The sequence below is a fragment of the Acinetobacter silvestris genome, assembly GCF_002135235.1.
Classification (GTDB): Bacteria; Pseudomonadota; Gammaproteobacteria; order Pseudomonadales; family Moraxellaceae; genus Acinetobacter; species Acinetobacter silvestris.
The window spans coordinates 66521-87097 of sequence record NZ_NEGB01000008.1 but is presented as its reverse complement, the minus strand read 5'-3'; the positions used below and the strand labels follow the sequence as shown (position 1 = coordinate 87097).

Genomic DNA, 20577 nt, shown 5'->3' with positions numbered 1-20577 from the left:
TTTTATTGTTCAATTTTCCTGATCAATTTTTTGATTAATTCAACAACTTGATCTACATACACATTGGCTAAATCATGTTGTCCATGTTCAACAATATACAAATCTGAATTTACCAACTGCGACTGTAAATATTGCCCAACTGGTACAAGACTAATTGAATCATTCTCTCCCCAAATCAACAATACTGGACATTCAATTTCAGCTAAACGGCCATCAAGATGTGATTGATGCTCAACAAACCAATCAGGGACATCAAAGGAAAGTTGGTAATCCTGTCGCCAATCTGCAACATCAAATGGGCTTAAATCAATTCCACCTGACGTAGCCACCAAAACTAATCCTTGAACCCATTCAGGTTTTTGCAATGCGGCTTGAACCGCAAAAATTCCGCCCATGGATTGTGCAACAACCAATGTAGGCTCATAAATTTGACTCAGTACATCGGCTTGTAAATCATCAAAATTCTGAATTGAAGAATTAAGTGAATGACCACCAAAACCTGAATAAGCCACAACTGTTTTAATATACTGCTCAGGTAGCATCTGCATCACAGGTTGCCAAAATTCAGTACTGCCAGATGCACCAGGTAAAAAGAGTAATTTCATACGACTCAAGCACCTTAGCTTTCACTTTTGGCTTTTGCCCGTTGAAATGCAGGACGTTGCTGAATTAGATTTGCATAAGCGACCATGTGAGGTTTCTTGCCTTTTACCCGTTCCTGCATTGCAATCATTGGAAAACTCATCTGAATATCGGCAAAAGAAAAATCACCCGCAAAATATGCGTGTGTGGTTAAGTAGTTTTCCAAATAAGCCGTATGCTCTTTCAATCGGGGATTAATAAATCCACCCTTTACACCATCTGCAATTTTATTGGCAATCGGTTTAATTAAAAATGGAACATGCTTAGGCATATTGCTCATAACCAAATTCATGACTAAATAAGGCATCAATGAGCCTTCTGCATAATGCATCCAATACTTATATTGTTGTATATTGGCTTGATCCTGAGGTCTAAATTTATTTTCAGTATCATATGTTTCTTGTAAATATTCCAAAATAACTGCGGACTCCGCAATGGTCAAATCACCATCCGTCAACACCGGTGACTTGCCTAAAGGATGGACTTTTTTTAATTCAGGAGGCGCTGCAAATGTCGGCAAGCGTTTGTAATATTTAATCTGATATTCAACCCCCAATTCCTCCAGTGCCCAAATAATTCTTAATGAGCGTGACTGTTCAAGATGATGTAAAGTAATCATTATTGTTGCCTCTTATTTTATGATTCGACTATAACCATAGCCATAAAAAAATGACATCCTGATTTACACAAAATGTCATTCTGAATTAAATTCGGCTTAAATCATTAACGTATCAATCTTAATACTTCTCAATAAAGCTTTTATCACTGAAGTCTTTTGACCAATCTCTAATCTCTTCTGTCGTAATTCATTGCTTAATACACGAGTAAAAGAGAAACGACGATCAACCAAGATTCAAACCATGTTTACTTTCCACATTGATGATAGTTGCGAGCATGGTTTTCTTATTTTATTAATTCGATGGACGCATCCGGTCTGGCAACACTGGCGCTTCCAAACGTGGACCTTCATAATCAGGAATGTTGCCAAAACGTTGATCTTGATTCATCCATTGTTCCCGTGCAATGCTCAACTCTTCCTGAGTCCGTCCTACAAAATTCCACCATAATAAAATGGGCGACTCAAATGGCGCTCCCCCTAATAATAATAATCGACTACCCTGATGTAACTGCACCTCGATATCGTTTAAACCCGGTTCGAGCACGATCATATTATTATCATCCAGTTCATGACCATGAATGGTTGCCGTTCCTTCTAATGCAAGGAAGCCATATTCATACTTTGGGTTTAAAGCAATCCGTGTCACAGTCGATTGCATTGCCGTTAAATCGACGCCCAGAAGTTCCGAATGGACTTTAACTGGAGATTGAGTCTTTAAAAATTCACCAACCAATACTGTGAATTCAATCTGATCCTGTACTACAACTGGCAATTCAGGATAATGATCAAATTGTGCCGCCATGTTCCGTTTATCATCTGGCAGTGCAATCCATAACTGTGCGGCATGCATATGGGTTTCTGTATCAGGTGCCACTTCAGTATGTGAAATACCATATCCTGCTGTCATTAAATTGACCTGTTTAGGACGAATTAATTGTTTAGAGCCGATGCTATCAGTATGCATCATGGTGCCTTCAATCATCCAAGTAAAAGTCTGTAAACCCATGTGTGGATGTGGACCGACATCCAAACCATCCCCTTGTGGAAAGGTTACAGGCCCTGCATGATCAAGGAAGCACCATGCACCAATCATACGCTTATGGCGACTGGGTAATGCACGTTTAATCACTGTACCTTTACCAATTTCCGCAGAACGAATGGTAAAATCTTGAATAAATTGAGTGACGTATTTTTCACAATCATCTGAATCAGATAGTTCGGTATAATTGGCATTAGTCATATTTTTATCCTAAACATACTCAACAATACAAATGTTAGTTAAAACATCATGTTTTCTTGTCATTATCTTAGCGAATCACTTCACTTAAACCTATCATTCATTTAATACGCTAAATAGCATAAACAGAACAATATTATTTGTGAATTTTTTCTTAAAAAATTATTTTCTATACGTCTTGTTAATTAGATATTAATACCTTATTCACATGAATTTTATAAATAAAATCTAATTACAATTATCAACCCAATTATATTCTTTATTTTATATACAAAATTTATGCATCAGAATATGATTCCTATATATCTTATATAAATATAAAATCACATATAGGAGTAGCTGTATGTCGATAGGAAATCGAAAAAAATATAATCACAATGACAAGAAAAAAATGAACTCTCTCGGAAAAACTGGAGAGCAAAATACCCATAATGACACGGCTTATATTATACCCGAACAGTTATGTACCAATAAAAATCGAGTCGCAATAGAACAAGCGTTAACAAGTCCGATAACTCGTATTCCTACACAATTTAAACAATACTATTTGGACTATCAAAATAAACATCAACGACAGTTACTACAGCGAGTCAACCTGATTGGGCAACTGACATTTTTAAGCTATTTTTTTGTAGATTGGTTCTTATTACCCGATATTGCTACGCTTTCAGCTCTACTGCGTTTAATTTTGATTATCAGCACATTATTAATCAATGAATTTTTGTTTCGTTATTGCAAGAATATTAAAATTTTAGATAGTTTACTTCCCATCTATGTCGCAATTGCTGCAGCAGCATGGTTAAAACTACTGTTGATCTCCGATAGTCCTGTGGTAACAACGTATTTATATGCCTCGGTGATTTTTATTTTATTGGGGAATTTATGTATACAAATCTCGTTTCGATATTCTATCTTTACATCACTACTCATCAGTAGCGTTATTTTTCACGGCGTATCCAAACTCGTCAATCTTCATGGGTTAATCTTATTTTCATTAACCTATATCCCCATTTTACTACTCAGCATGTATATTAGTTGGAATAATACTTTAAATTCAAAACGAAGCTTTTTACGTATTTTATTAAATGATTGGAACTATCATGCTTTATGTGAATTGGCGCATACCGATGAATTAACTCAATTAAATAATCGACGACAATTTATGCATGTTGCTGAACAAGCTATTCAAAAATGGCAAAAACATAATGTTGTGTGTCTATTAATCTTTGATATCGATTTTTTCAAAAAAATTAATGATACCTATGGACATGATACCGGAGATGAAGTACTTCGAATTTTAGCTGAAATTTTACGACAAGAAATGCGCTTCTCTGACGTTTTAGCACGTTTTGGTGGTGAAGAATTTATTGCACTATTACCCAATACCACGTTAGAGGATGCAACCCTGATTGCTCATCGCCTGTGTAAAAAAATTGAAAATCATCATATCTATATTCAAAATAAAATTTCTCTCAATTTGAGTATATCGATTGGATTATCTCAACTGCTTTCTTGCGAAGATGATTTAAGCGTCTTGATTAAACATGCCGATATCGCTCTTTATCAGGCAAAGAATAATGGTCGTAATCAAGTTGCAATTTATAGTTGTGAATAATTAAAAATTATCTTTATTAAAGCGATCTTGATCAATTTTATAAATATGAAAACTCCGCTCAAGTTGTACACCCAAACAAAACAATTAATTAAATAACTTACAGTTAATAACAAACGCCTGACTTTTAGGCTGTTTCCTTTGCCCCTTCATTAAAATCTGAGGTAGTAATAAATACTCCTTTTTTAGCCACTTGATCGGCTAATAACTCCAAAGGAAACATCAAGTACTCCAGTAGGCAGGGCCATTTTTTCTCTTAACTACTCATTTTAATTTTTATATAATAAAAAAAGAGCACCTAAGCGCTCTTTTTTCCTAAGAACTACCTTCACTGCTGCGCGCAGAACGCTTGGCGTAAAATCGGTAAAATGCGTTGCATTTTAAAAGCCCGATTTTACTCCCATTCAATCGTAGCAGGTGGCTTAGAAGAAACGTCATAAACCACACGTGAAACGTCAGCAATTTCATTCATAATACGCGTTGAAATCTTATCAACCAAATCATAAGGCAGATGTGCAAAACGTGCTGTCATAAAGTCAACCGTTTCCACTGCACGAAGCGCAATCACCCATGCATAACGACGACCATCACCAACCACACCAACTGATTTCACAGGTTGGAATACAGCAAATGCTTGCGCAGTTTTATCATACCAACCGCTTGCACGAAGCTCTTGCATGAAAATATCATCAGCAAGACGAAGAATGTCCGCATATTCTTTTTTCACTTCACCCAAAATACGCACGCCCAAACCTGGACCTGGGAATGGATGACGATAAAGCATTTCGAATGGTAAACCTAAAGTAGTCCCTAAACGACGTACTTCATCTTTAAACAAATCACGAATTGGCTCAACCAATTCAAAGGCTAAATCTTCTGGTAAACCACCCACGTTATGGTGTGATTTAATTACATGTGCTTTACCATTTTTAGTTGCAGCAGATTCGATTACGTCTGGGTAAATTGTGCCCTGAGCAAGGAAGTTTACGCCATCAAGCTTACGTGCTTCTTCAGCAAATACGCCAATGAATTCACGACCAATGATTTTACGTTTTTTCTCAGGATCAACTTCACCTTTCAGTGCAGTTAAGAAACGCTCTTCAGCATCGGCACGAATCACACGGATACCCATGTTTTTCGCAAACATGTCCATCACTTGCTCGCCTTCGTTCAAACGAAGTAAACCGTTGTCTACAAATACGCAAGTGAGCTGGTCGCCAATTGCTCGGTGTAAAAGTGCTGCTACAACCGATGAATCGACACCACCTGAAAGACCTAAAAGAACTTTTTGATCACCAATTTGTTGACGTAATTGTTCAACACGTAAATCGATGATGTTTTCAGAATTCCAAAGATTACGGCAACCACAAATTCCATGTACGAAATTAGACAGAATCTCTGCACCTTTTGCAGTGTGTGTTACTTCTGGGTGGAACTGAATCCCATAGAAACGGCGTGCTTCATCAGAAACCATTGCAAATGGGCAGCTTGGTGTACTTGCAGTCACTTGGAAACCTGTCGGAATACGCGTTACTTTATCACCGTGGCTCATCCACACTTTAAGTTGATCTTTTGAATCTTCAAGATCACCAATTAGTTTGTCACGCACCTGAATGTTAACTTCAGCATAGCCAAACTCATGAACTGTACCTGGCTCTACTTTACCGCCAAGTTGCTCTGACATGGTTTGTAAACCATAACAAATACCTAATACAGGCACACCCAAGTTGAATACAACTTCTGGCGCACGTGGACTACCTTCTTCATGCACACTTTCAGGACCACCAGACAAGATGATACCATTCGGATTAAACGCACGAATGTCTTCTTCAGACATGTCATAGGCATACATTTCAGAATAAACACCAGCTTCACGTACACGACGTGCAATAAGCTGACTATATTGAGAACCGAAATCCAAAATCAGGATGCGATCTTCAGTAATTTGGGTATTGGTAGTCATGGGTAAACAACTATGCAGGCAAACGAATATAAGCGCAATATTCTACCATTTTTATCTCACTAAGCATATCTTTCACATACAGTGCTTTTTATCTTGAAATATTCACTTTTCGGAATGATAAAAGTACTTTTAGTGTTCAATATCTTACGCATTATTTTTCAATTACATGATCAAGACTAAATTTTCCTGCACCATGTAACATCAGAAAGAATAGACCACCGGTCATTGCCATATTTTTCATAAAGCTAATCGCATCTTCTGCACTATCATGAAAAATAACAGCTGCAATTAAACTAAAAATAGCCAATCCCAATGCGGCAAAACGTGCTTGTAAGCCAAATAACAACGCTAAGCCACCGCCAAATTCAACCAAAATGGTCAAAGGTAATAAAGCACCCGAAACACCTTTTGCTTCCATATAACTAACCGTGGCGGTATAGGCAGTAATTTTCCCCCACCCTGAAACAACAAAAATATAAGCCATCAGTATCCGCGCAATTAAACTTAGCACTGCATCGACTGTAGGTTGATTAAATATATTTTTAACAACGATATTTAGATTTAACAGGTTGCCACCTATTTCATATTTACTAAGAATATGACTATATATTAATCATTCCTTCATCATACATAAAGCTATAAAAATTAGACTTATCGTTGCAAATATAAAACAATCCTAGGTGTATTTATTTAGTTATTAATACTGACTTTCCGCTCCCACACTGCTAGCATTTGGACACAATTTTGCATAGTTTTTGCCTTATGGATCTTTTTGATTTTATTCTGCACGTAGATGAACACCTCTTTGAATTTATTAAAAATTATGGGGTATGGATTTACGGAATTTTATTCCTCATCATTTTTGTAGAAACAGGTCTAGTCGTCATGCCATTTCTACCCGGTGACAGTTTGCTTTTCGCTGCTGGTGCCTTGGCAGCCTCTACAGGTGCAATGGATCCGTGGGTATTAATCATCTTATTGTTTATTGCTGCAGTATTGGGTGATACCGTGAATTATCATATTGGCAAATATATCGGTCCGCGTGTTTTTGAGATTGAATCACGTTTTATCAATAAACAACATTTGATTAAAACATCACAATTTTTTGAAAGACACGGAGGTAAAACCATTATTTTTGCCCGTTTTATTCCTTTTGCACGTACCTGCGCCCCTTTTGTTGCAGGTACAGGCAGTATGAATTACAAATATTTCCTATCTTATAATGCAATTGGTGCCATTTGTTGGGTCGGTTCTTTTATTACTTTAGGTTATTTATTTGGCAATATGCCCATTGTGAAAGATAATTTTACCCATTTAATTTTTGGTATTATTATTATCAGTATTCTTCCGGGGATTATTGGCTATATTCGGCATAAATTTTTCAATAAAAAATAAGCTGATATTGTTGTTAAATAAACACATTCAGTTTAAAAAAATCGAAAAATCACGGGTAACATACACAACATCAACAACATCGCCGATCCTTTATAGCATTGATCGGCGGTCATACCTCGGATATCCCCTGCGAGTAATTTCCTGCCAAAATAAATCCAAAAAATGGCACTCGGAATTAAACATAAACAGAAAATCCCCAATACCAATGCATAATTAGCAAAAGAATCCCAAGTCTCCATCGGGAAAATACCAGCTGCAAATAAAATCACCTTCGGATTTTTTAAGGTCGATAAAAATAATTGTTGTGGTTTTATCTGTAGATGATTTTTACTATGATTTTCTAAATGTGAACTTTTCCATAAATGGAATGCCAGCCAAAGTACGTAAATCGCACTGGCAAAATGTAAAATATGAATTAACATTGGCCAAGTTGGCATACTCAAATGAATCAGCAATGCCCATAAACTGATGCCGTAGACATAACCCAATAATTCAGCCGGAATTAAAGTAAATGTCTTTGATACTCCTTGATGATGTGCAGCGCTAGCCAAAAATGCATTGCTTGGACCCGGAATTAACAATACCGTAAACATTGCAAAAATAAATAGCCAACTTTCAATCATAGAGTACCCTGTTCATTTGATGTGCCGCACACCTTAAACGAAAAGAGTAAAATTTGACAAGTTTTAAACGATAAAAACATACATGAATAGTGCCAAAAAACCAACAACTAATTACGATAAATATTTGATTTAATTTACTTTTAAAATATTTTGTAAATAATATGACAGGTTTAATTTTATAAAATCGGAAACCTGTCACATTTTGCAAGCTATTTTACGACTTGGCGTTTCGGAATATAAGGACAATTTTTAAATTGGGCCGCTTGAGAAAGCGCTTCTTGTTGCCCATAAAGTTGAGATAATTCAGAATTCTTGGTATTCGAAGATTGACCTAAATTTACCGATACTGAAGGTCCAAAGCCCCAACCACCACGCCCCCAACCACCGCCAAGTCCCAAACCAACGCCAACACCGGTTCTTTTTGCAGGCTGCACACCATTATTGATGTACTGTTGAATTCGATCAAATTCAGCACTAATTTGTGCGCAATTCATCGCTTGATACTGTGTCGGTGAAACATAAGAGGGCTTAACCATAGTGGCACAAGCCGTTAAGAGTATGCTGCTTAAAGCCAAAAGACCCAAATTGAATGCTTTCATATCAAAACCTAAATTTATTTATTTTCAATTTCATTGAACAATAATTGATAAGCTTGCGTCAATTTATGATCTGTAGCCAAATGAATTAAGGGCAAATTTTTATGATGTGATTCTTTCATTAGTACAGATGGTGGCAGCATCTGTTGTAAAACAGGTAGACCTTCGTCTTTCAGTTGCTGTACCACTTCACGTGGCAATTTAGCCTGTGCTTGAAATTGATTCACCACAATCCCTTCAATTTCTAAACGATCATTATGATCATCTTGTGTTTCAATCACGTTTTCAATGAGCGTTTTCAATGCGCGTTGTGAAAATACATCGCAATCGAACGGAATCAACACACGATCCGCGGTAATTAATGCGGATAAAGTGAAAAAATTAAATGCTGGCGGTGTATCAATATAAATACGATCATACTGCCCTGCCAACGTTTGAATCGAATCTCGTAACTTATAAATTTTATGTTTGGCTTCTAATGCATGCTCCAGACCACCCAAAGTTGGGCTAGCGGGTAACACATCTAAATTTTTAAAAGGCGATGCATGAATATAACTGTCAAAACCTTTGCTTTTAGCTTTTAAAATAGAGCCAATGGCATTGCCAAGCAAACCTTTCTGCTGATTGTTTCCTAAAACATCATCAAAAAAATTCTCAATATTTGGCTCTAGCGCCGTCTTATCTGCAGAATATGTTGCATCATCGCCTAACAGATATTGACTGGAATTGGCTTGAGGATCTAAATCAATCACCAAGGTTTTAAAGCCTTGATGAGCACTAATCGCAGCCAAATTGACCGCAATACTGGATTTACCAACCCCACCTTTTTGGTTAAACACAACACGTGTTAACATAAATTCCCCAATCACTTATTATAAAAATTGCCTGTAGTTTAACCCAGACCACTATCTGCTCTAAAATATGTGTCTAACAATTAACCAAAAATGGGTTTAATCATAACTAAAGATATAATTGCAATAAATGCAACAGCACTAATCACCAGTCCTGCACGACGTTGGGTTAACAAAATCGTGTCATCTTTTTTATACACTTTAATTAATGATGACAACAAAACTAGAAATAAGACAATTTTTGCATAAAACCAAGGCTGAACTTTAAAATCATTCATGATCAATAAAATAATGCCGCTAATGGTCAAAACCGTGAAAGCTAAATGCTGTATTGCAACAAAAGCGATTCTTCCTTTCGGATTGGGTTGATTGTTTTGCGTGCCAACAAATAAGGTCAATGCACGTGCGACAAAAATTACTAAGGCAACCGCAACACTCGACATATGAATAATTTTAATCAATAAATGGGTATCCATATTGTTCACCCATTAAACTTTAGGTGCATGAGCACATTCAGGACTAGTCGGGGCTTCACCCTGCCACTCACTTGGAAGATAAGCATGAATGGCCAAAGCATGAATTTTACTTGGACTTAATAATTCTGCTGCAACAGCATAGACTTTTTGATGACGTTGAACCAAACGTAAACCGGCAAATACCTCACTCACAATAATCACCTTAAAGTGTGATTCCTTGCCAGGGAAATAGCCCCCATGTCCAGCAGATTCATTGATCACTTCTAAATGTGATGGCGCCAAAGTGTTTAATCTTTCAGTGAGTTGTTGTTCTAGGTTCATATTGAATCCTTAAGGAAACTGAAAATAGCATTTAAGTATAACGCTGATCTGTATCGCACAGTATGAAAACATGCAATAGATAAGTGAGTGTCATTTCTATCATTTTCATGAGTAAACATCGTGTATTGCAACAAGAAAATACCTTTTTTGCTTCAAAGTGATTTTATTTTATTCAATTAGCACTTTCATATGCAAAAAAATGTTGACCGAAAAAAATCATAATGTATTATAGGCGGCATGCGGGAATAGCTCAGTTGGTAGAGCATAACCTTGCCAAGGTTGGGGTCGAGAGTTCGAGTCTCTTTTCCCGCTCCAAAGTCTTTTTTGTTCAGTTTTTGTAGTAAAAATTGTACACCCCGCGGGAATAGCTCAGTTGGTAGAGCATAACCTTGCCAAGGTTGGGGTCGAGAGTTCGAGTCTCTTTTCCCGCTCCAAATTTAAAAAGCCTCTATTTTTATAGAGGCTTTTTTTATATGTTTAATTTACATTTGAAATTAATTCTCTGGAAGTCCTTCTAATTTAGTTTTCTGTACCGGTGCCTGACGATAAAGCGGCTTCGGATCTTTTTGCATAAAACAGGTACAAAAAATCGCAACGATTGCCATACCCGCAATATACATGGAAATAAGATAAGGGTTTCCATGCCCAATACTCAGCAGTTTTGTCGCAATCATTGGGGCTAAACCACCACCCAATATTCCCGCAAATTGTACCGAAATTGAAATTCCACTATAACGAATTTCAGCAGGAAACTCTCTGGCAAATAGTTGTGCCTGTGGGGCATACATAATTGGAAATACAACTCCTATCGCAACCACAATTGCAGTCCAAACCAATACAGGATCTTTGGTACTCAACATACTAAAGAAAGGATAACAATATAATGCCAGCACAAATAAGCCAAACATAAACATATTGCGCTGTCCGACTTTATCTGACAAGTGACCACAGAGCGGTGTCATGAACATAATCACCGCAGCACCACAGATTGTGGCAAATAAAATCTCCTGCCGTGGCAAACCTAATTGAGTAGTGGTATATGCGAGTGCAAAAGTAGATGCTATATAAAACCATGCATTTTCAGCAGCACGTGCCAAAATAATTAATATGACTTGTTTAGGATGGTTTTTAAAAACTTGTAATGCAGGAATTTTTACTTCTTCAGCTTTGGCTTTAACTTTTTCAAAGTCAGGTGACTCAGGTACTTTAACCCGAATATAAATCCCTACGCCTAATAACAAAATACTAGCAAGAAAAGGTAAACGCCATCCCCAGCTCAATAAAGCAGCCTCTGGAAGTAATGATACGGCTCCTAATGTCAGCGAAGCGAGCAACAAACCTGCACCTGTACTGGCTTGAGGTAAACTCCCCCAAAAGCCCTTTTTCCCTTCGGGCGCATGTTCAACTGCCATCAATACAGCACCGCCCCACTCTCCCCCCATAGCCATACCTTGTACAAAGCGTAGAATGATGAGGAAAACAGCGGCCCAATAACCAATCGTTTCAAACGTCGGCAATAGTCCAATCAAAACCGTTGGTATACCCATTAACATTAGAGTTAATAGTAACATTGACTTACGACCAACTTTATCACCAAAATGGCCAAAAACAATGCCACCGAGTGGACGACCAATAAAGCCCACGGTATAGGTTGCAAAGGCTGCTAAGACCCCAGTCAAAGGGTCTAAATCAGGGAAGAAAAGTTTATTAAAAATTAGTGCGGCGGCAGCGCCATAAATAAAAAAGTCATACCACTCGATCGTAGTCCCCACCATACTAGAGATACCTGCAAGCCGATGCGATGATTTTTTAGTATCTTTAGATATTCCTTTTTGCTGTTCCATATGTACCTCTTTTCCTTTAGTGGTCACATCTTTTTATCTACATTGACGTATGTAATTTATTTTGGTTTTCATTTTTATAAACTTATTGAGTCTCAACACTCATTTGTATAATGATAAAATTTAGGCAGTCGCGGTTAAATTATCTAGAATTTCGGTCAAGGCTGAACTATGCGATTGCCATTTCGGTTGCTTATCTTTATCAATAATTAAAGCTCGTACACCCTCAATAAAATCACCATGCTCAAACCAAATATCTTGCAGATCACGCTCTAACTGCATACATTGTTCAAGCGATAAACTGCGTCCAATCCACTGTAATTTCAGACTAGTCTGTTTAGCCACCAAAGAACGTTGTTTCAAAATTTTGAATAAGTGATGTGCCCAAGCTTGAGCCAGTGGATCGGTTTCGTTCGCCAAACTTTGTTCAATTTCTGCCAGACTTTCATAAGCGAAGTGTTGATGAATACTATCTGCACGCTGTCGTAACTCGCTTTCTACTGGATGAGTAATAAAACCAAATACAATTTGTTCAATCACTGCTTGATTCAAATGTTCATTGGCAACCAATGCTTCTTGAAGTGCAACTAAACGTTCACTTGGAACATGATAGTCAATCAAATCCAAATATAGTGCATCGCTACTGCTGATTTGCTCACCCGTCAGCGCCATATACACACCAATATCATCTAAACGAGACAGGAAATGCGTCGCCGCAACATCTGGGAAAAATCCAATCGCTGTTTCTGGCATCGCAAAACGTGATTTTTCACTGCTCACCACAATATGACATGCCTGTGCCAAACCAAAACCACCACCCAAAACATAACCGTCTAAAAACACGATAATAGGCTTCGTAAATTGGCGAATCGTGGTCAGCATGGTGTATTCTGAGGCAAAATATCCCTGATAATCTGTTGAGTCATTTTGATAGCTTTCGTATAAATAACGAATATCGCCACCCGCACAAAAAGCTTTTGCACTATTAGAATTAATCAAAATTGCCTGAATATTGTGGTCATGCCGCCATTGTTCAAGCTGTGCAGTTATCCCCTGAATCATCTCTAAAGATAAAGCATTTAAATGTGTAGCACGATCTAAAGTCAGAATGCCTAAAGCACCTTGTTTACTGCTGATTAAATTATTTTCACTGCTCATTTTCAGCCCCTTATTGATTGGTAAATTTGGCTGGGCGTTTTTCAATAAATGCCCACATACCTTCTTTTTGGTCTAAAGTAGCAAAAATTGAATGAAATGTTCGTCGTTCAAATCGTAGACCTTCGGCTAGACTGACTTCAAAAGCACGATTAATCGACTCTTTAATCATCATCACGGCAGTAAGTGATTTCTCTGCAATTTTTTCCGCAGCTTGTAACGTTTGTTCTAGTAATTCTTGCTGGCTAAAGACACGAGCCACTAACCCACTGTGTTCCGCTTCCTGCGCACCCATTTGTCGTGCGGTTAAACACATTTCCATCGCTTTAGCCTTACCCACGGCTAGCGTTAAACGTTGTGTACCACCAATGCCAGGCAATACACCTAAAGTCACTTCGGGCAAAGCAAATTTGGCGTTTTCTGCGCAATAAATAAAATCACACATTAACGCCAATTCACAACCGCCACCTAAGGCATAACCGCTGACCGCGGCAATCAAAGGCTTGCGACGTTGTGCAATCCGATCAGCCAGCGTGAAGAAATCATCAAAATAAATATTGGGAAAATTTAACTCCACCATTTCTTTAATATCCGCACCTGCGGCAAATGCTTTTTCTGAACCCGTTAACACGATGCAGCCAATCTCAGGATCTTGCTCTAACTGATCAAGCGCCAGATTCATTTCACGAATCAGTTGTGTATTAAGTGCGTTTAGTGATTTCGGGCGATTTAAAGTAATCAAACCCACACCGTTACGTTTTTCCAATAAAATGGTGTCCCATTGCATAAAATAATCCTTATTAATTGCTTATAAACTACGTGCGATAACTAAACGCTGAATGTCACTGGTGCCTTCATAAATTTGGCAAATTCGAGCATCTCGATAAATACGTTCAATCGGAAAATCTTTCAAATAGCCGTAGCCACCAAACACCTGCAAGGCTTGTGAACAGACTCTTTCCGTCATTTCTGAAGCAAATAATTTCGCCATGGATGCTTCATTCAAACATGGCTGCCCTGCTTCTTTTAAACGCGCTGCGTAATGCACCAATTGTCTTGCCGCTTCAATTTCAGTCGCCATACTGGCTAGCCGAAATGAAATCGCTTGTTGCTCAAAAATAGGTTTACCAAAGGCAATTCGTTCTTTTGCATAATGTGTGGCTTCTTCTAAGGCGGCACGTGCTAAACCCACCGCTTGTGCTGCAATACCAATACGCCCACCTTCTAAATTTGCTAAGGCAATTTTTAAACCCTCACCCTCTTCGCCTAACATTAAGCTCTTGTGAATGCGAACATCAGTCAAAGCAATTTGGCAGGTATCAGAGGCATGTAAACCCAGTTTTTCTTCAATTCGGATTACCTCATAACCCGACGCTTCACGTGGAACCAAAAAGGCACTAATCCCTTTTTTACCTGCGCTTGGATCGGTCACTGCAAAAACAATAATAACGCCCGCGTTATGACCTGACGTAATGAATTGTTTTGCACCATTTAGGATATAGTCATCACCGTCTTTGACTGCACGGGTCTTAATTGCTGCAGCATCCGACCCTGTATGCGGTTCCGTTAAAGCAAATGCACCAATCATTTTGCCCTGTGCTAAAGGCACTAGAAAACGTTGTTTTTGTGCTTCATTTCCAAATTTGAGAATCGGTACACAACCTACCGAATTATGCACACTCATAATGGCTGAGGTCGCTCCATCGGCAGCGGCGACTTCTTCAAGTGCTAACACATAGGCCAAATTTCCTGTTTCAGAACCACCCCATTGCTCAGGAACAAGCATCCCCATAAAACCTAACTCACCCATTTTCTGTAAAGCATGGGCTGGAAATGTTCCATGTTTATCCCATTCACTGGCATAGGGTTTAATTTGTTCTTGTGCAAAGCTTTTCGCCGTATCACGAATTAAAATTTGCTCTTCAGTTAATTGCATACATATTTCCCTTTGCCTGCATTAGCCAGCGGCGGTATTTATATTTTGTTGTTTGGTGATTTCCTGATTACGCAGTAAAAAACGTTGAATTTTTCCACTCGGTGTTTTTGGTAATTCAGAGACAAACTCAACCTCGCGTGGATAAGCATGTGCAGACAAACGCTTTTTCACAAATTGGCTGAGTTCCTCGGCCAATATCAGAGTAGGTTCTACTTTATCCACCAAAATAACAAAGGCTTTGACGATTTCTGTACGCTCAGGATCGGGTACACCCACCACAACGGCTTCAACCACAGCTGCATGTTCTAACAAGGCACTTTCCACATCAAATGGACCAATCCGATAACCCGAAGTGGTAATCACATCATCACTACGTCCGACAAAACTCATATTGCCATCAGCATGGATTTCTGCGGTATCGCCAGTTAAATAGTAGTGTCCAATAAAAGGGGATTTACGGCTTTCTTGGTAGCCCGAGAACCACATCATGGGTGATTGGCTTATATCCACCGCCAGTATTCCTGGTATGTCTGCTGCTAACTCTTGGCCTTGTTCATTTAGCACCACAATCCGATAGCCTTGACTTGGAAAACCGGCTGCGCCAGCACGGACTGGATGCTCGAGACCATGATGATTACACACCACCATCCCAACTTCAGTTTGTCCATAATGATCAAATATTGGCGCATCCAACACCTGTTTAAACCAGCGGATTACTTCTGGGTTTAAAGGCTCACCCGCACTGCTGACCTTACGGAATTGTCCGCGTAACGGCGCAATTTTTTCAGGATCCGCCGCCATCATCATCCGATAAGCCGTTGGAGCACCAGCCAAATTGGTAATTTGATACTCTTCAACAATCTGACATAAACTCTCAATGCTAAAGCCACCGTCATAAAGCAATGTCGCATGTCCTAACAACAATGGCCCAACAATACCGTAATACAAACCATAGGCCCAACCTGGATCAGCAATATTCCAAAAAGCATCATCAGGCGTTAAACCCACGGCATCTTGCATATAATGCCCAAATGCAACCAGTGCTTTTAAAGGGACTTGTAAAGGTTTCGCTGGACCCGTTGTTCCTGATGTAAACATCAATAGAAAAGGCTCATCGCTCTTCAGCATTGCTAGTTCACAATCTACCGATTGCTGCTCGACTTCAGCCCAGAAATTAAAGTCACTTTGAGGTAAGCAATCAAGTGCTCCTAGCACCGTAACAATCGCTGGACAATCCGCAACTTCATTTAACTTACTACGATTACCCATGTCCGTTACCACCAATTTACTCTTGGCAAGTACCACACGATGTTCAATGGCTTTTGGACCAAATGCGGTAAATAAAGGTTGGTAAACCGCACCTATACGCCAAGCCGCTAAAATCGTAATGATCAACTCAGGTGTCCGCGGCAGTAACCCAGAAATGCGATCACCTTTCCCAACACCTTGAGCTTTTAAAAAGTTGGCAAATTGGCTTGAGCGTTGTTTTAGTTCATTAAACGTATACTGGGCTTTTCGACCATCTTTGGATTGCCAATACAAAGCCACTTGTGCTGAATCTGCATAGCGGTCACAGCACTCATAACAAGCATTAAGTGCATCTAAAGAACCTGACAACAAATTATTCGCCGCATTATGTAAATCAAATGCAGATACTGCTTCTTGATATTTCAACATCGGGTTAACCTCAGTCTGGATCTGTTGTTATTCATGACACGTGGGTTAATTTATTCAGTAAAAAAGCCATCCAATGGCAATACCATTATTTCTGAGCAGGTAAATATTGCTGGATAATACTGGAGAAATCCAAGTTTGCATGACCTTGTAAACACAGTTGTTGATAGAGTTGTTGGACCAAGCCACCCAGTAAAACCGGTTGTTTCACCTGACCTGCGGCTTCAATAGCAAGCCCTAAATCTTTCAACATCAGCTGAGTAGCAAAACCATCCTGATAATCTCGAGAAGCTGGTGCATTGGCACAAATATCTGGCCAAGGATTACAGACCTCTGAACTCCAACAACGACCACTCGAACTATTAATCACGCCAGCTAAAGCATGTGGATCAATGCCAAGTTTCACCCCCAGTGCCATGCCTTCAGCTACAGCAGTCATAGAAATACCCAAGATCAAGTTATTACAAATTTTAGCCACTTGCCCAGTACCCACTGCACCACAATGCACTACATTTTTACCCATCAAACTCAATACCGGCTTGGTAGCCTCATACGTTTGCTCAGATGCCCCCACCATAAAGGTCAAAGTACCCGCTTGTGCACCAATGGTGCCGCCAGAAACAGGTGCATCACATACCACAATCTGTTTTGCCTCACCTGCTTCTGCAATATCTTTAATGGTTTGGGGATCAATCGTACTGCAATCAATACATAAGCTGCCTGCTTTGAGCGTGGCCAAGACCCCGTCCTCTCCGAGATAAACATCTCGGACATGCTTTGCTGCTGGCAACATGGTAATAACGATATCTGCTTCTTGGGCTGCTGCTTGAGGAGTACTACAAACAATGCCTCCACCTTCTGTGAAATGTTGTAATGCAACTTCACTTAAGTCATAACCCCAGACCTGTTGCCCTGCTTTAAGCAGATTTTGTGCCATGCAACCGCCCATGTTTCCTAAACCAATAAAGGCAATCTTCATACTTGCCTCCTTAGCGCAAACTGATCGTCGTATTTACAGCACCCGTTTCTTGATCGTCTTCAAACCAACGACTAGTAATGGTTTTAGTCTGTGTATAAAATTGCACAGCCTGTTTACCATATGGGCCTAAATCACCCAATTTAGAGCCTCTAGAACCGGTAAAACTAAAGAAAGGCACAGGCACTGGAATTGGAATGTTAATACCCACTTGACCAATATTGATCAGCTGTTGGAACGTTCGGGCTGTTGCACCATTTTGAGTAAACAATCCAACCCCATTGCCAAATGGATTGGCATTGACCAACGTGATTGCTTCTTCCAAAGTATCTACACAGATAATGGCGAGTACTGGACCAAAAACTTCTTCTTGATAAATGCGCATGTCGGTCGTAACGTGATTAAAAATTGTCGCACCGACAAAGTTGCCTTGCTCATAGCCTTGAACCTGAATATCACGACCATCTAGAAGTAACTCAGCACCTTGTTCAACACCACTATTAATTAAATCAATGACGCGAGCTTTAGCGCGTGGAGAAATCACGGGGCCAATATCCGTATTCGGTTCATGTCCAGCATTCACACTCAAAGTTTTAGCTTTGTTGACCAATTCGCTAATCCAATGCTGACTCTCACCCACCATCACTGCGACAGAAAGTGCCATGCAGCGTTGCCCTGCTGCACCAAATGCTGCACCAACAAGGGCATTTAAAGTTTGCTCTTTATTGGCATCAGGCATCACCACCACATGATTTTTTGCGCCCATCATCGATTGAACACGTTTACCATGTTGCCCTGCCAAATTATAAACATGTGTCCCGACTGCGGTAGAACCGACAAACGAAATGGCCTTGATATCCGAATGGGTACACAGCATGTCTACAACTTCTTTCCCACCATGTACCACATTTAACACGCCTGCTGGAACACCTGCTTCAATGGCTAGTTCAACTAGCATCATGGTTGACAGTGGATCTTGTTCTGATGGTTTTAAAACAAAGGTATTGCCACAGACGATCGCCATCGGGAACATCCACAGTGGAATCATGGCAGGAAAGTTAAACGGTGTAATCCCCGCACATACGCCTAATGGTTGCTGTAAGGTATAAGTATCAACACCACGCGCGACACCTTCAAGATACTCGCCCATTTGTAAAGTTCCAATGGAACAAGCATGTTCAACCACTTCCAAACCACGTTGGATATCCCCTTCAGCATCGGCCAAAGTTTTTCCTTGTTCAGCAGTCAGTACTTGTGCAATGCTTTTGGCATGGGTACGAATTAAATCTTGCAGTTTAAGCATAATCCGCATACGTGCTTGAATCGGCGTTTGTTTCCAGCTTGCAAATGCATTCTGTGCTGCAGCAATCGCAGCGTTGACTTCCTCACGCGTTGCAAATGGTACAGTTCCGATAACTTCCTGAGTCGCTGGATTAACGATGTCCTGCCATTCCTGAGTCTCTGACTCAATAAATTCACCATTGATGAGCAATTTAGCAGTTGTTAATTGTATTTTCTGAATCGAGTTCATAACCTCTCCATGGGGATATTTTTTATTGTGCTGACTGGGCGAAAATACGGACTGAAAACGTATGATCATTATTCTGTTGTGGGATCAGCCTACCAAAGAAAACTTTGACCACCAATGCAAATTGATGCACGATGACTGTGCAAAATTGCACAGGAAGTGAAAAATAAGATGAAAGCGGATTGGGATCATTTACATTTTTTTTTAGTTTTAGCACGTGCCAAAACACTGACCAATGCTGCGCGCTTAATTGGCGTCGAACATAGTACCGTTGCACGGCGTATTCAAGCGTTAGAACTGGCTTTAGGCACACAGTTATTCAAACGTGAAGCTACGGGTTATGAATTAACCCTCGAAGGAATGGCTTTAGTCCCTCGGGTTGAGCAAATGGAATATGCATTTTTACAAATTGAAAAACCGCATCAATCCTTACAGGGCCGTGTTCGGATTGGCGCACCAGAAGGTTTTGGTACGGTATTTTTAGCACATTTACTGGCTGAATTTTCGAAACAATATCCCTTATTAACAATCGACCTCATCCCTGTACCGAAAATGATTAAGCTATCGCATCGCGAAGCCGATATCGTCATATCGATTGATCGTCCCAAGTCTGGCCCTTACATCATTACCCGTCTTTCAGATTACTGTTTAAAAATTTATGGCAGTACCGACTATTTGGCAAAAAATCCCCCCATTCACTGTTTAGAGGATTTAACTCAACATCGCTTTGTAAATTATATTGATGATTTGGTCTATAGCCCCGAATTATATTGCTTAGAACGCCTACCTTTACAATTAGCGGCGAATTTCCGCAGTAGCAGTATTTTAGCGCAACAAATTGCGGTCAGTGCTGGTGCTGGGCTGGCTATTTTGCCCATGTTTATTGCCGAGAGTAAACCAGAACTGAAACAAGTATTAACTCAGCAGGTTCGTTTTATTCACACTTTCTGGATGCTGACCTTAGTCGATTTACAACATGAACCTAGAATCAAATTGGTCTGGGATTTCTTGCGTAAACGAGCCGATATCCAACAGAGTGTCTTGATGGATTAATCCATTAGAAATCATAAAATCACCTTCACAATAGTCGATGCCAAATTTCACTCAACTTCATCTCCAAATAAAAAAGCCA

The 20577-nt window shown here is 39.5% G+C and carries 20 protein-coding genes, 2 tRNA genes and 1 pseudogene; 5 read left to right on the top strand and 18 right to left on the bottom strand.

The features are described 5' to 3' along the window. Positions 1 to 2: 2 nt before the first annotated feature. The 3 genes from B9T28_RS12825 to B9T28_RS12815 all read right to left on the bottom strand — a co-directional run bounded on the left by B9T28_RS12825 (position 3) and on the right by B9T28_RS12815 (position 2501). Positions 3 to 605: an alpha/beta fold hydrolase gene (locus tag B9T28_RS12825; RefSeq protein ID WP_086204382.1), complete on the bottom strand. Its 603-nt coding sequence runs from the start codon at positions 603 to 605 to the stop codon at positions 3 to 5. A 14-nt stretch (positions 606 to 619) separates the two neighbouring features. Further along, a complete protein-coding gene (locus B9T28_RS12820; RefSeq protein ID WP_086204381.1) occupies positions 620 to 1261 on the bottom strand; it encodes a glutathione S-transferase family protein in 642 nt (213 codons plus the stop codon). A 292-nt stretch (positions 1262 to 1553) separates the two neighbouring features. Continuing rightward, positions 1554 to 2501, bottom strand: a complete 948-nt coding sequence (locus tag B9T28_RS12815) for a pirin family protein (protein WP_086204380.1) — start codon at positions 2499 to 2501, stop codon at positions 1554 to 1556. A gap of 340 nt (positions 2502 to 2841) precedes the next feature. Here B9T28_RS12815 and B9T28_RS12810 point away from each other — a divergent pair, with 340 nt between their 5' ends. After that, positions 2842 to 4113: a GGDEF domain-containing protein gene (locus tag B9T28_RS12810; protein WP_086204379.1), complete on the top strand. Its 1272-nt coding sequence runs from the start codon at positions 2842 to 2844 to the stop codon at positions 4111 to 4113. Here the strand turns inward: B9T28_RS12810 and B9T28_RS15075 are convergent. The 3 genes and pseudogenes from B9T28_RS15075 to B9T28_RS12800 all read right to left on the bottom strand — a co-directional run. Continuing rightward, positions 4114 to 4315: pseudogene (locus tag B9T28_RS15075) on the bottom strand (restriction endonuclease); the annotation flags it as partial. A gap of 189 nt (positions 4316 to 4504) precedes the next feature. Then, on the bottom strand, positions 4505 to 6073 hold the full coding sequence (gene guaA / locus B9T28_RS12805) for a glutamine-hydrolyzing GMP synthase (RefSeq protein WP_086204378.1): 1569 nt from the start codon (positions 6071 to 6073) through the stop codon (positions 4505 to 4507). 151 nt (positions 6074 to 6224) lie between these two features. Continuing rightward, complete coding sequence (locus B9T28_RS12800) at positions 6225 to 6641, bottom strand: DoxX family protein (RefSeq protein ID WP_086204377.1); 417 nt, start codon at positions 6639 to 6641, stop codon at positions 6225 to 6227. 194 nt (positions 6642 to 6835) lie between these two features. Between B9T28_RS12800 and B9T28_RS12795 the strand changes: the two genes are divergently transcribed. Next, positions 6836 to 7468, top strand: a complete 633-nt coding sequence (locus B9T28_RS12795) for a DedA family protein (RefSeq protein WP_086204376.1) — start codon at positions 6836 to 6838, stop codon at positions 7466 to 7468. Positions 7469 to 7500: 32 nt separating this feature from the next. Here the strand turns inward: B9T28_RS12795 and B9T28_RS12790 are convergent, their stop codons facing one another. The 5 genes from B9T28_RS12790 to B9T28_RS12770 all read right to left on the bottom strand — a co-directional run bounded on the left by B9T28_RS12790 (position 7501) and on the right by B9T28_RS12770 (position 10335). Continuing rightward, positions 7501 to 8091, bottom strand: a complete 591-nt coding sequence (locus tag B9T28_RS12790; protein WP_086204375.1) for a LysE family translocator — start codon at positions 8089 to 8091, stop codon at positions 7501 to 7503. A 209-nt stretch (positions 8092 to 8300) separates the two neighbouring features. Further along, on the bottom strand, positions 8301 to 8690 hold the full coding sequence (locus tag B9T28_RS12785; RefSeq protein WP_086204374.1) for a hypothetical protein: 390 nt from the start codon (positions 8688 to 8690) through the stop codon (positions 8301 to 8303). 14 nt (positions 8691 to 8704) lie between these two features. After that, a complete protein-coding gene (locus B9T28_RS12780; protein ID WP_086204373.1) occupies positions 8705 to 9541 on the bottom strand; it encodes a ParA family protein in 837 nt (278 codons plus the stop codon). Between the two features lie 80 nt (positions 9542 to 9621). Next, positions 9622 to 10014 carry a SirB2 family protein gene (locus B9T28_RS12775; protein ID WP_086204372.1) on the bottom strand — a complete coding sequence of 131 codons (393 nt, stop codon included), beginning with the start codon at positions 10012 to 10014 and terminating at the stop codon, positions 9622 to 9624. A 12-nt stretch (positions 10015 to 10026) separates the two neighbouring features. Next, positions 10027 to 10335, bottom strand: coding sequence for a BolA family protein (locus B9T28_RS12770; RefSeq protein ID WP_086204371.1), 309 nt, complete (start codon positions 10333 to 10335; stop codon positions 10027 to 10029). 239 nt (positions 10336 to 10574) lie between these two features. On the opposite strand from B9T28_RS12770, the gene B9T28_RS12765 reads away from it, so the two are divergent. Both B9T28_RS12765 and B9T28_RS12760 read left to right on the top strand, forming a co-directional pair. Continuing rightward, positions 10575 to 10650: transfer RNA gene (locus tag B9T28_RS12765), tRNA-Gly, on the top strand. Between the two features lie 43 nt (positions 10651 to 10693). Then, positions 10694 to 10769: transfer RNA gene (locus tag B9T28_RS12760), tRNA-Gly, on the top strand. 60 nt (positions 10770 to 10829) lie between these two features. Here B9T28_RS12760 and B9T28_RS12755 read toward each other — a convergent pair. From B9T28_RS12755 to B9T28_RS12725, 7 genes are all read right to left on the bottom strand, one after another. Further along, positions 10830 to 12179: an MFS transporter gene (locus B9T28_RS12755; RefSeq protein WP_086204370.1), complete on the bottom strand. Its 1350-nt coding sequence runs from the start codon at positions 12177 to 12179 to the stop codon at positions 10830 to 10832. A gap of 120 nt (positions 12180 to 12299) precedes the next feature. Then, entirely contained in the window at positions 12300 to 13334 is a 1035-nt protein-coding gene (locus B9T28_RS12750) for an enoyl-CoA hydratase/isomerase family protein (RefSeq protein WP_086204369.1), read from the bottom strand. Between the two features lie 10 nt (positions 13335 to 13344). After that, positions 13345 to 14118 (bottom strand): enoyl-CoA hydratase, encoded by a 774-nt coding sequence (locus B9T28_RS12745; RefSeq protein ID WP_086204368.1) that lies wholly within the window; start codon positions 14116 to 14118, stop codon positions 13345 to 13347. A gap of 21 nt (positions 14119 to 14139) precedes the next feature. Then, on the bottom strand, positions 14140 to 15267 hold the full coding sequence (locus tag B9T28_RS12740; RefSeq protein WP_086204367.1) for an acyl-CoA dehydrogenase family protein: 1128 nt from the start codon (positions 15265 to 15267) through the stop codon (positions 14140 to 14142). Between the two features lie 21 nt (positions 15268 to 15288). After that, a complete protein-coding gene (locus B9T28_RS12735; RefSeq protein WP_086204366.1) occupies positions 15289 to 16944 on the bottom strand; it encodes an AMP-binding protein in 1656 nt (551 codons plus the stop codon). 85 nt (positions 16945 to 17029) lie between these two features. Continuing rightward, a complete protein-coding gene (gene mmsB / locus B9T28_RS12730) occupies positions 17030 to 17920 on the bottom strand; it encodes a 3-hydroxyisobutyrate dehydrogenase (RefSeq protein WP_086204365.1) in 891 nt (296 codons plus the stop codon). 10 nt (positions 17921 to 17930) lie between these two features. After that, positions 17931 to 19448 (bottom strand): CoA-acylating methylmalonate-semialdehyde dehydrogenase, encoded by a 1518-nt coding sequence (locus B9T28_RS12725; RefSeq protein ID WP_086204364.1) that lies wholly within the window; start codon positions 19446 to 19448, stop codon positions 17931 to 17933. A gap of 168 nt (positions 19449 to 19616) precedes the next feature. Between B9T28_RS12725 and B9T28_RS12720 the strand changes: the two genes are divergently transcribed. Next, positions 19617 to 20498, top strand: coding sequence for a LysR family transcriptional regulator (locus tag B9T28_RS12720; protein WP_086204363.1), 882 nt, complete (start codon positions 19617 to 19619; stop codon positions 20496 to 20498). Positions 20499 to 20577 lie beyond the last annotated feature (79 nt).

Excerpts from the sequence above, each read along its gene's own strand:
- B9T28_RS12825 (WP_086204382.1), bottom strand. The coding sequence starts at position 605 with ATGAAATTACTCTTTTTACCTGGTGCATCTGGCAGTACTGAATTTTGG.
- B9T28_RS12820 (WP_086204381.1), bottom strand. The coding sequence starts at position 1,261 with ATGATTACTTTACATCATCTTGAACAGTCACGCTCATTAAGAATTATT.
- B9T28_RS12815 (WP_086204380.1), bottom strand. The coding sequence starts at position 2,501 with ATGACTAATGCCAATTATACCGAACTATCTGATTCAGATGATTGTGAA.
- B9T28_RS12810 (WP_086204379.1), top strand. The coding sequence starts at position 2,842 with ATGTCGATAGGAAATCGAAAAAAATATAATCACAATGACAAGAAAAAA.
- guaA (WP_086204378.1), bottom strand. The coding sequence starts at position 6,073 with ATGACTACCAATACCCAAATTACTGAAGATCGCATCCTGATTTTGGAT.
- B9T28_RS12795 (WP_086204376.1), top strand. The coding sequence starts at position 6,836 with ATGGATCTTTTTGATTTTATTCTGCACGTAGATGAACACCTCTTTGAA.
- B9T28_RS12790 (WP_086204375.1), bottom strand. The coding sequence starts at position 8,091 with ATGATTGAAAGTTGGCTATTTATTTTTGCAATGTTTACGGTATTGTTA.
- B9T28_RS12785 (WP_086204374.1), bottom strand. The coding sequence starts at position 8,690 with ATGAAAGCATTCAATTTGGGTCTTTTGGCTTTAAGCAGCATACTCTTA.
- B9T28_RS12780 (WP_086204373.1), bottom strand. The coding sequence starts at position 9,541 with ATGTTAACACGTGTTGTGTTTAACCAAAAAGGTGGGGTTGGTAAATCC.
- B9T28_RS12775 (WP_086204372.1), bottom strand. The coding sequence starts at position 10,014 with ATGGATACCCATTTATTGATTAAAATTATTCATATGTCGAGTGTTGCG.
- B9T28_RS12770 (WP_086204371.1), bottom strand. The coding sequence starts at position 10,335 with ATGAACCTAGAACAACAACTCACTGAAAGATTAAACACTTTGGCGCCA.
- B9T28_RS12755 (WP_086204370.1), bottom strand. The coding sequence starts at position 12,179 with ATGGAACAGCAAAAAGGAATATCTAAAGATACTAAAAAATCATCGCAT.
- B9T28_RS12750 (WP_086204369.1), bottom strand. The coding sequence starts at position 13,334 with ATGAGCAGTGAAAATAATTTAATCAGCAGTAAACAAGGTGCTTTAGGC.
- B9T28_RS12745 (WP_086204368.1), bottom strand. The coding sequence starts at position 14,118 with ATGCAATGGGACACCATTTTATTGGAAAAACGTAACGGTGTGGGTTTG.
- B9T28_RS12740 (WP_086204367.1), bottom strand. The coding sequence starts at position 15,267 with ATGCAATTAACTGAAGAGCAAATTTTAATTCGTGATACGGCGAAAAGC.
- B9T28_RS12735 (WP_086204366.1), bottom strand. The coding sequence starts at position 16,944 with ATGTTGAAATATCAAGAAGCAGTATCTGCATTTGATTTACATAATGCG.
- mmsB (WP_086204365.1), bottom strand. The coding sequence starts at position 17,920 with ATGAAGATTGCCTTTATTGGTTTAGGAAACATGGGCGGTTGCATGGCA.
- B9T28_RS12725 (WP_086204364.1), bottom strand. The coding sequence starts at position 19,448 with ATGAACTCGATTCAGAAAATACAATTAACAACTGCTAAATTGCTCATC.
- B9T28_RS12720 (WP_086204363.1), top strand. The coding sequence starts at position 19,617 with ATGAAAGCGGATTGGGATCATTTACATTTTTTTTTAGTTTTAGCACGT.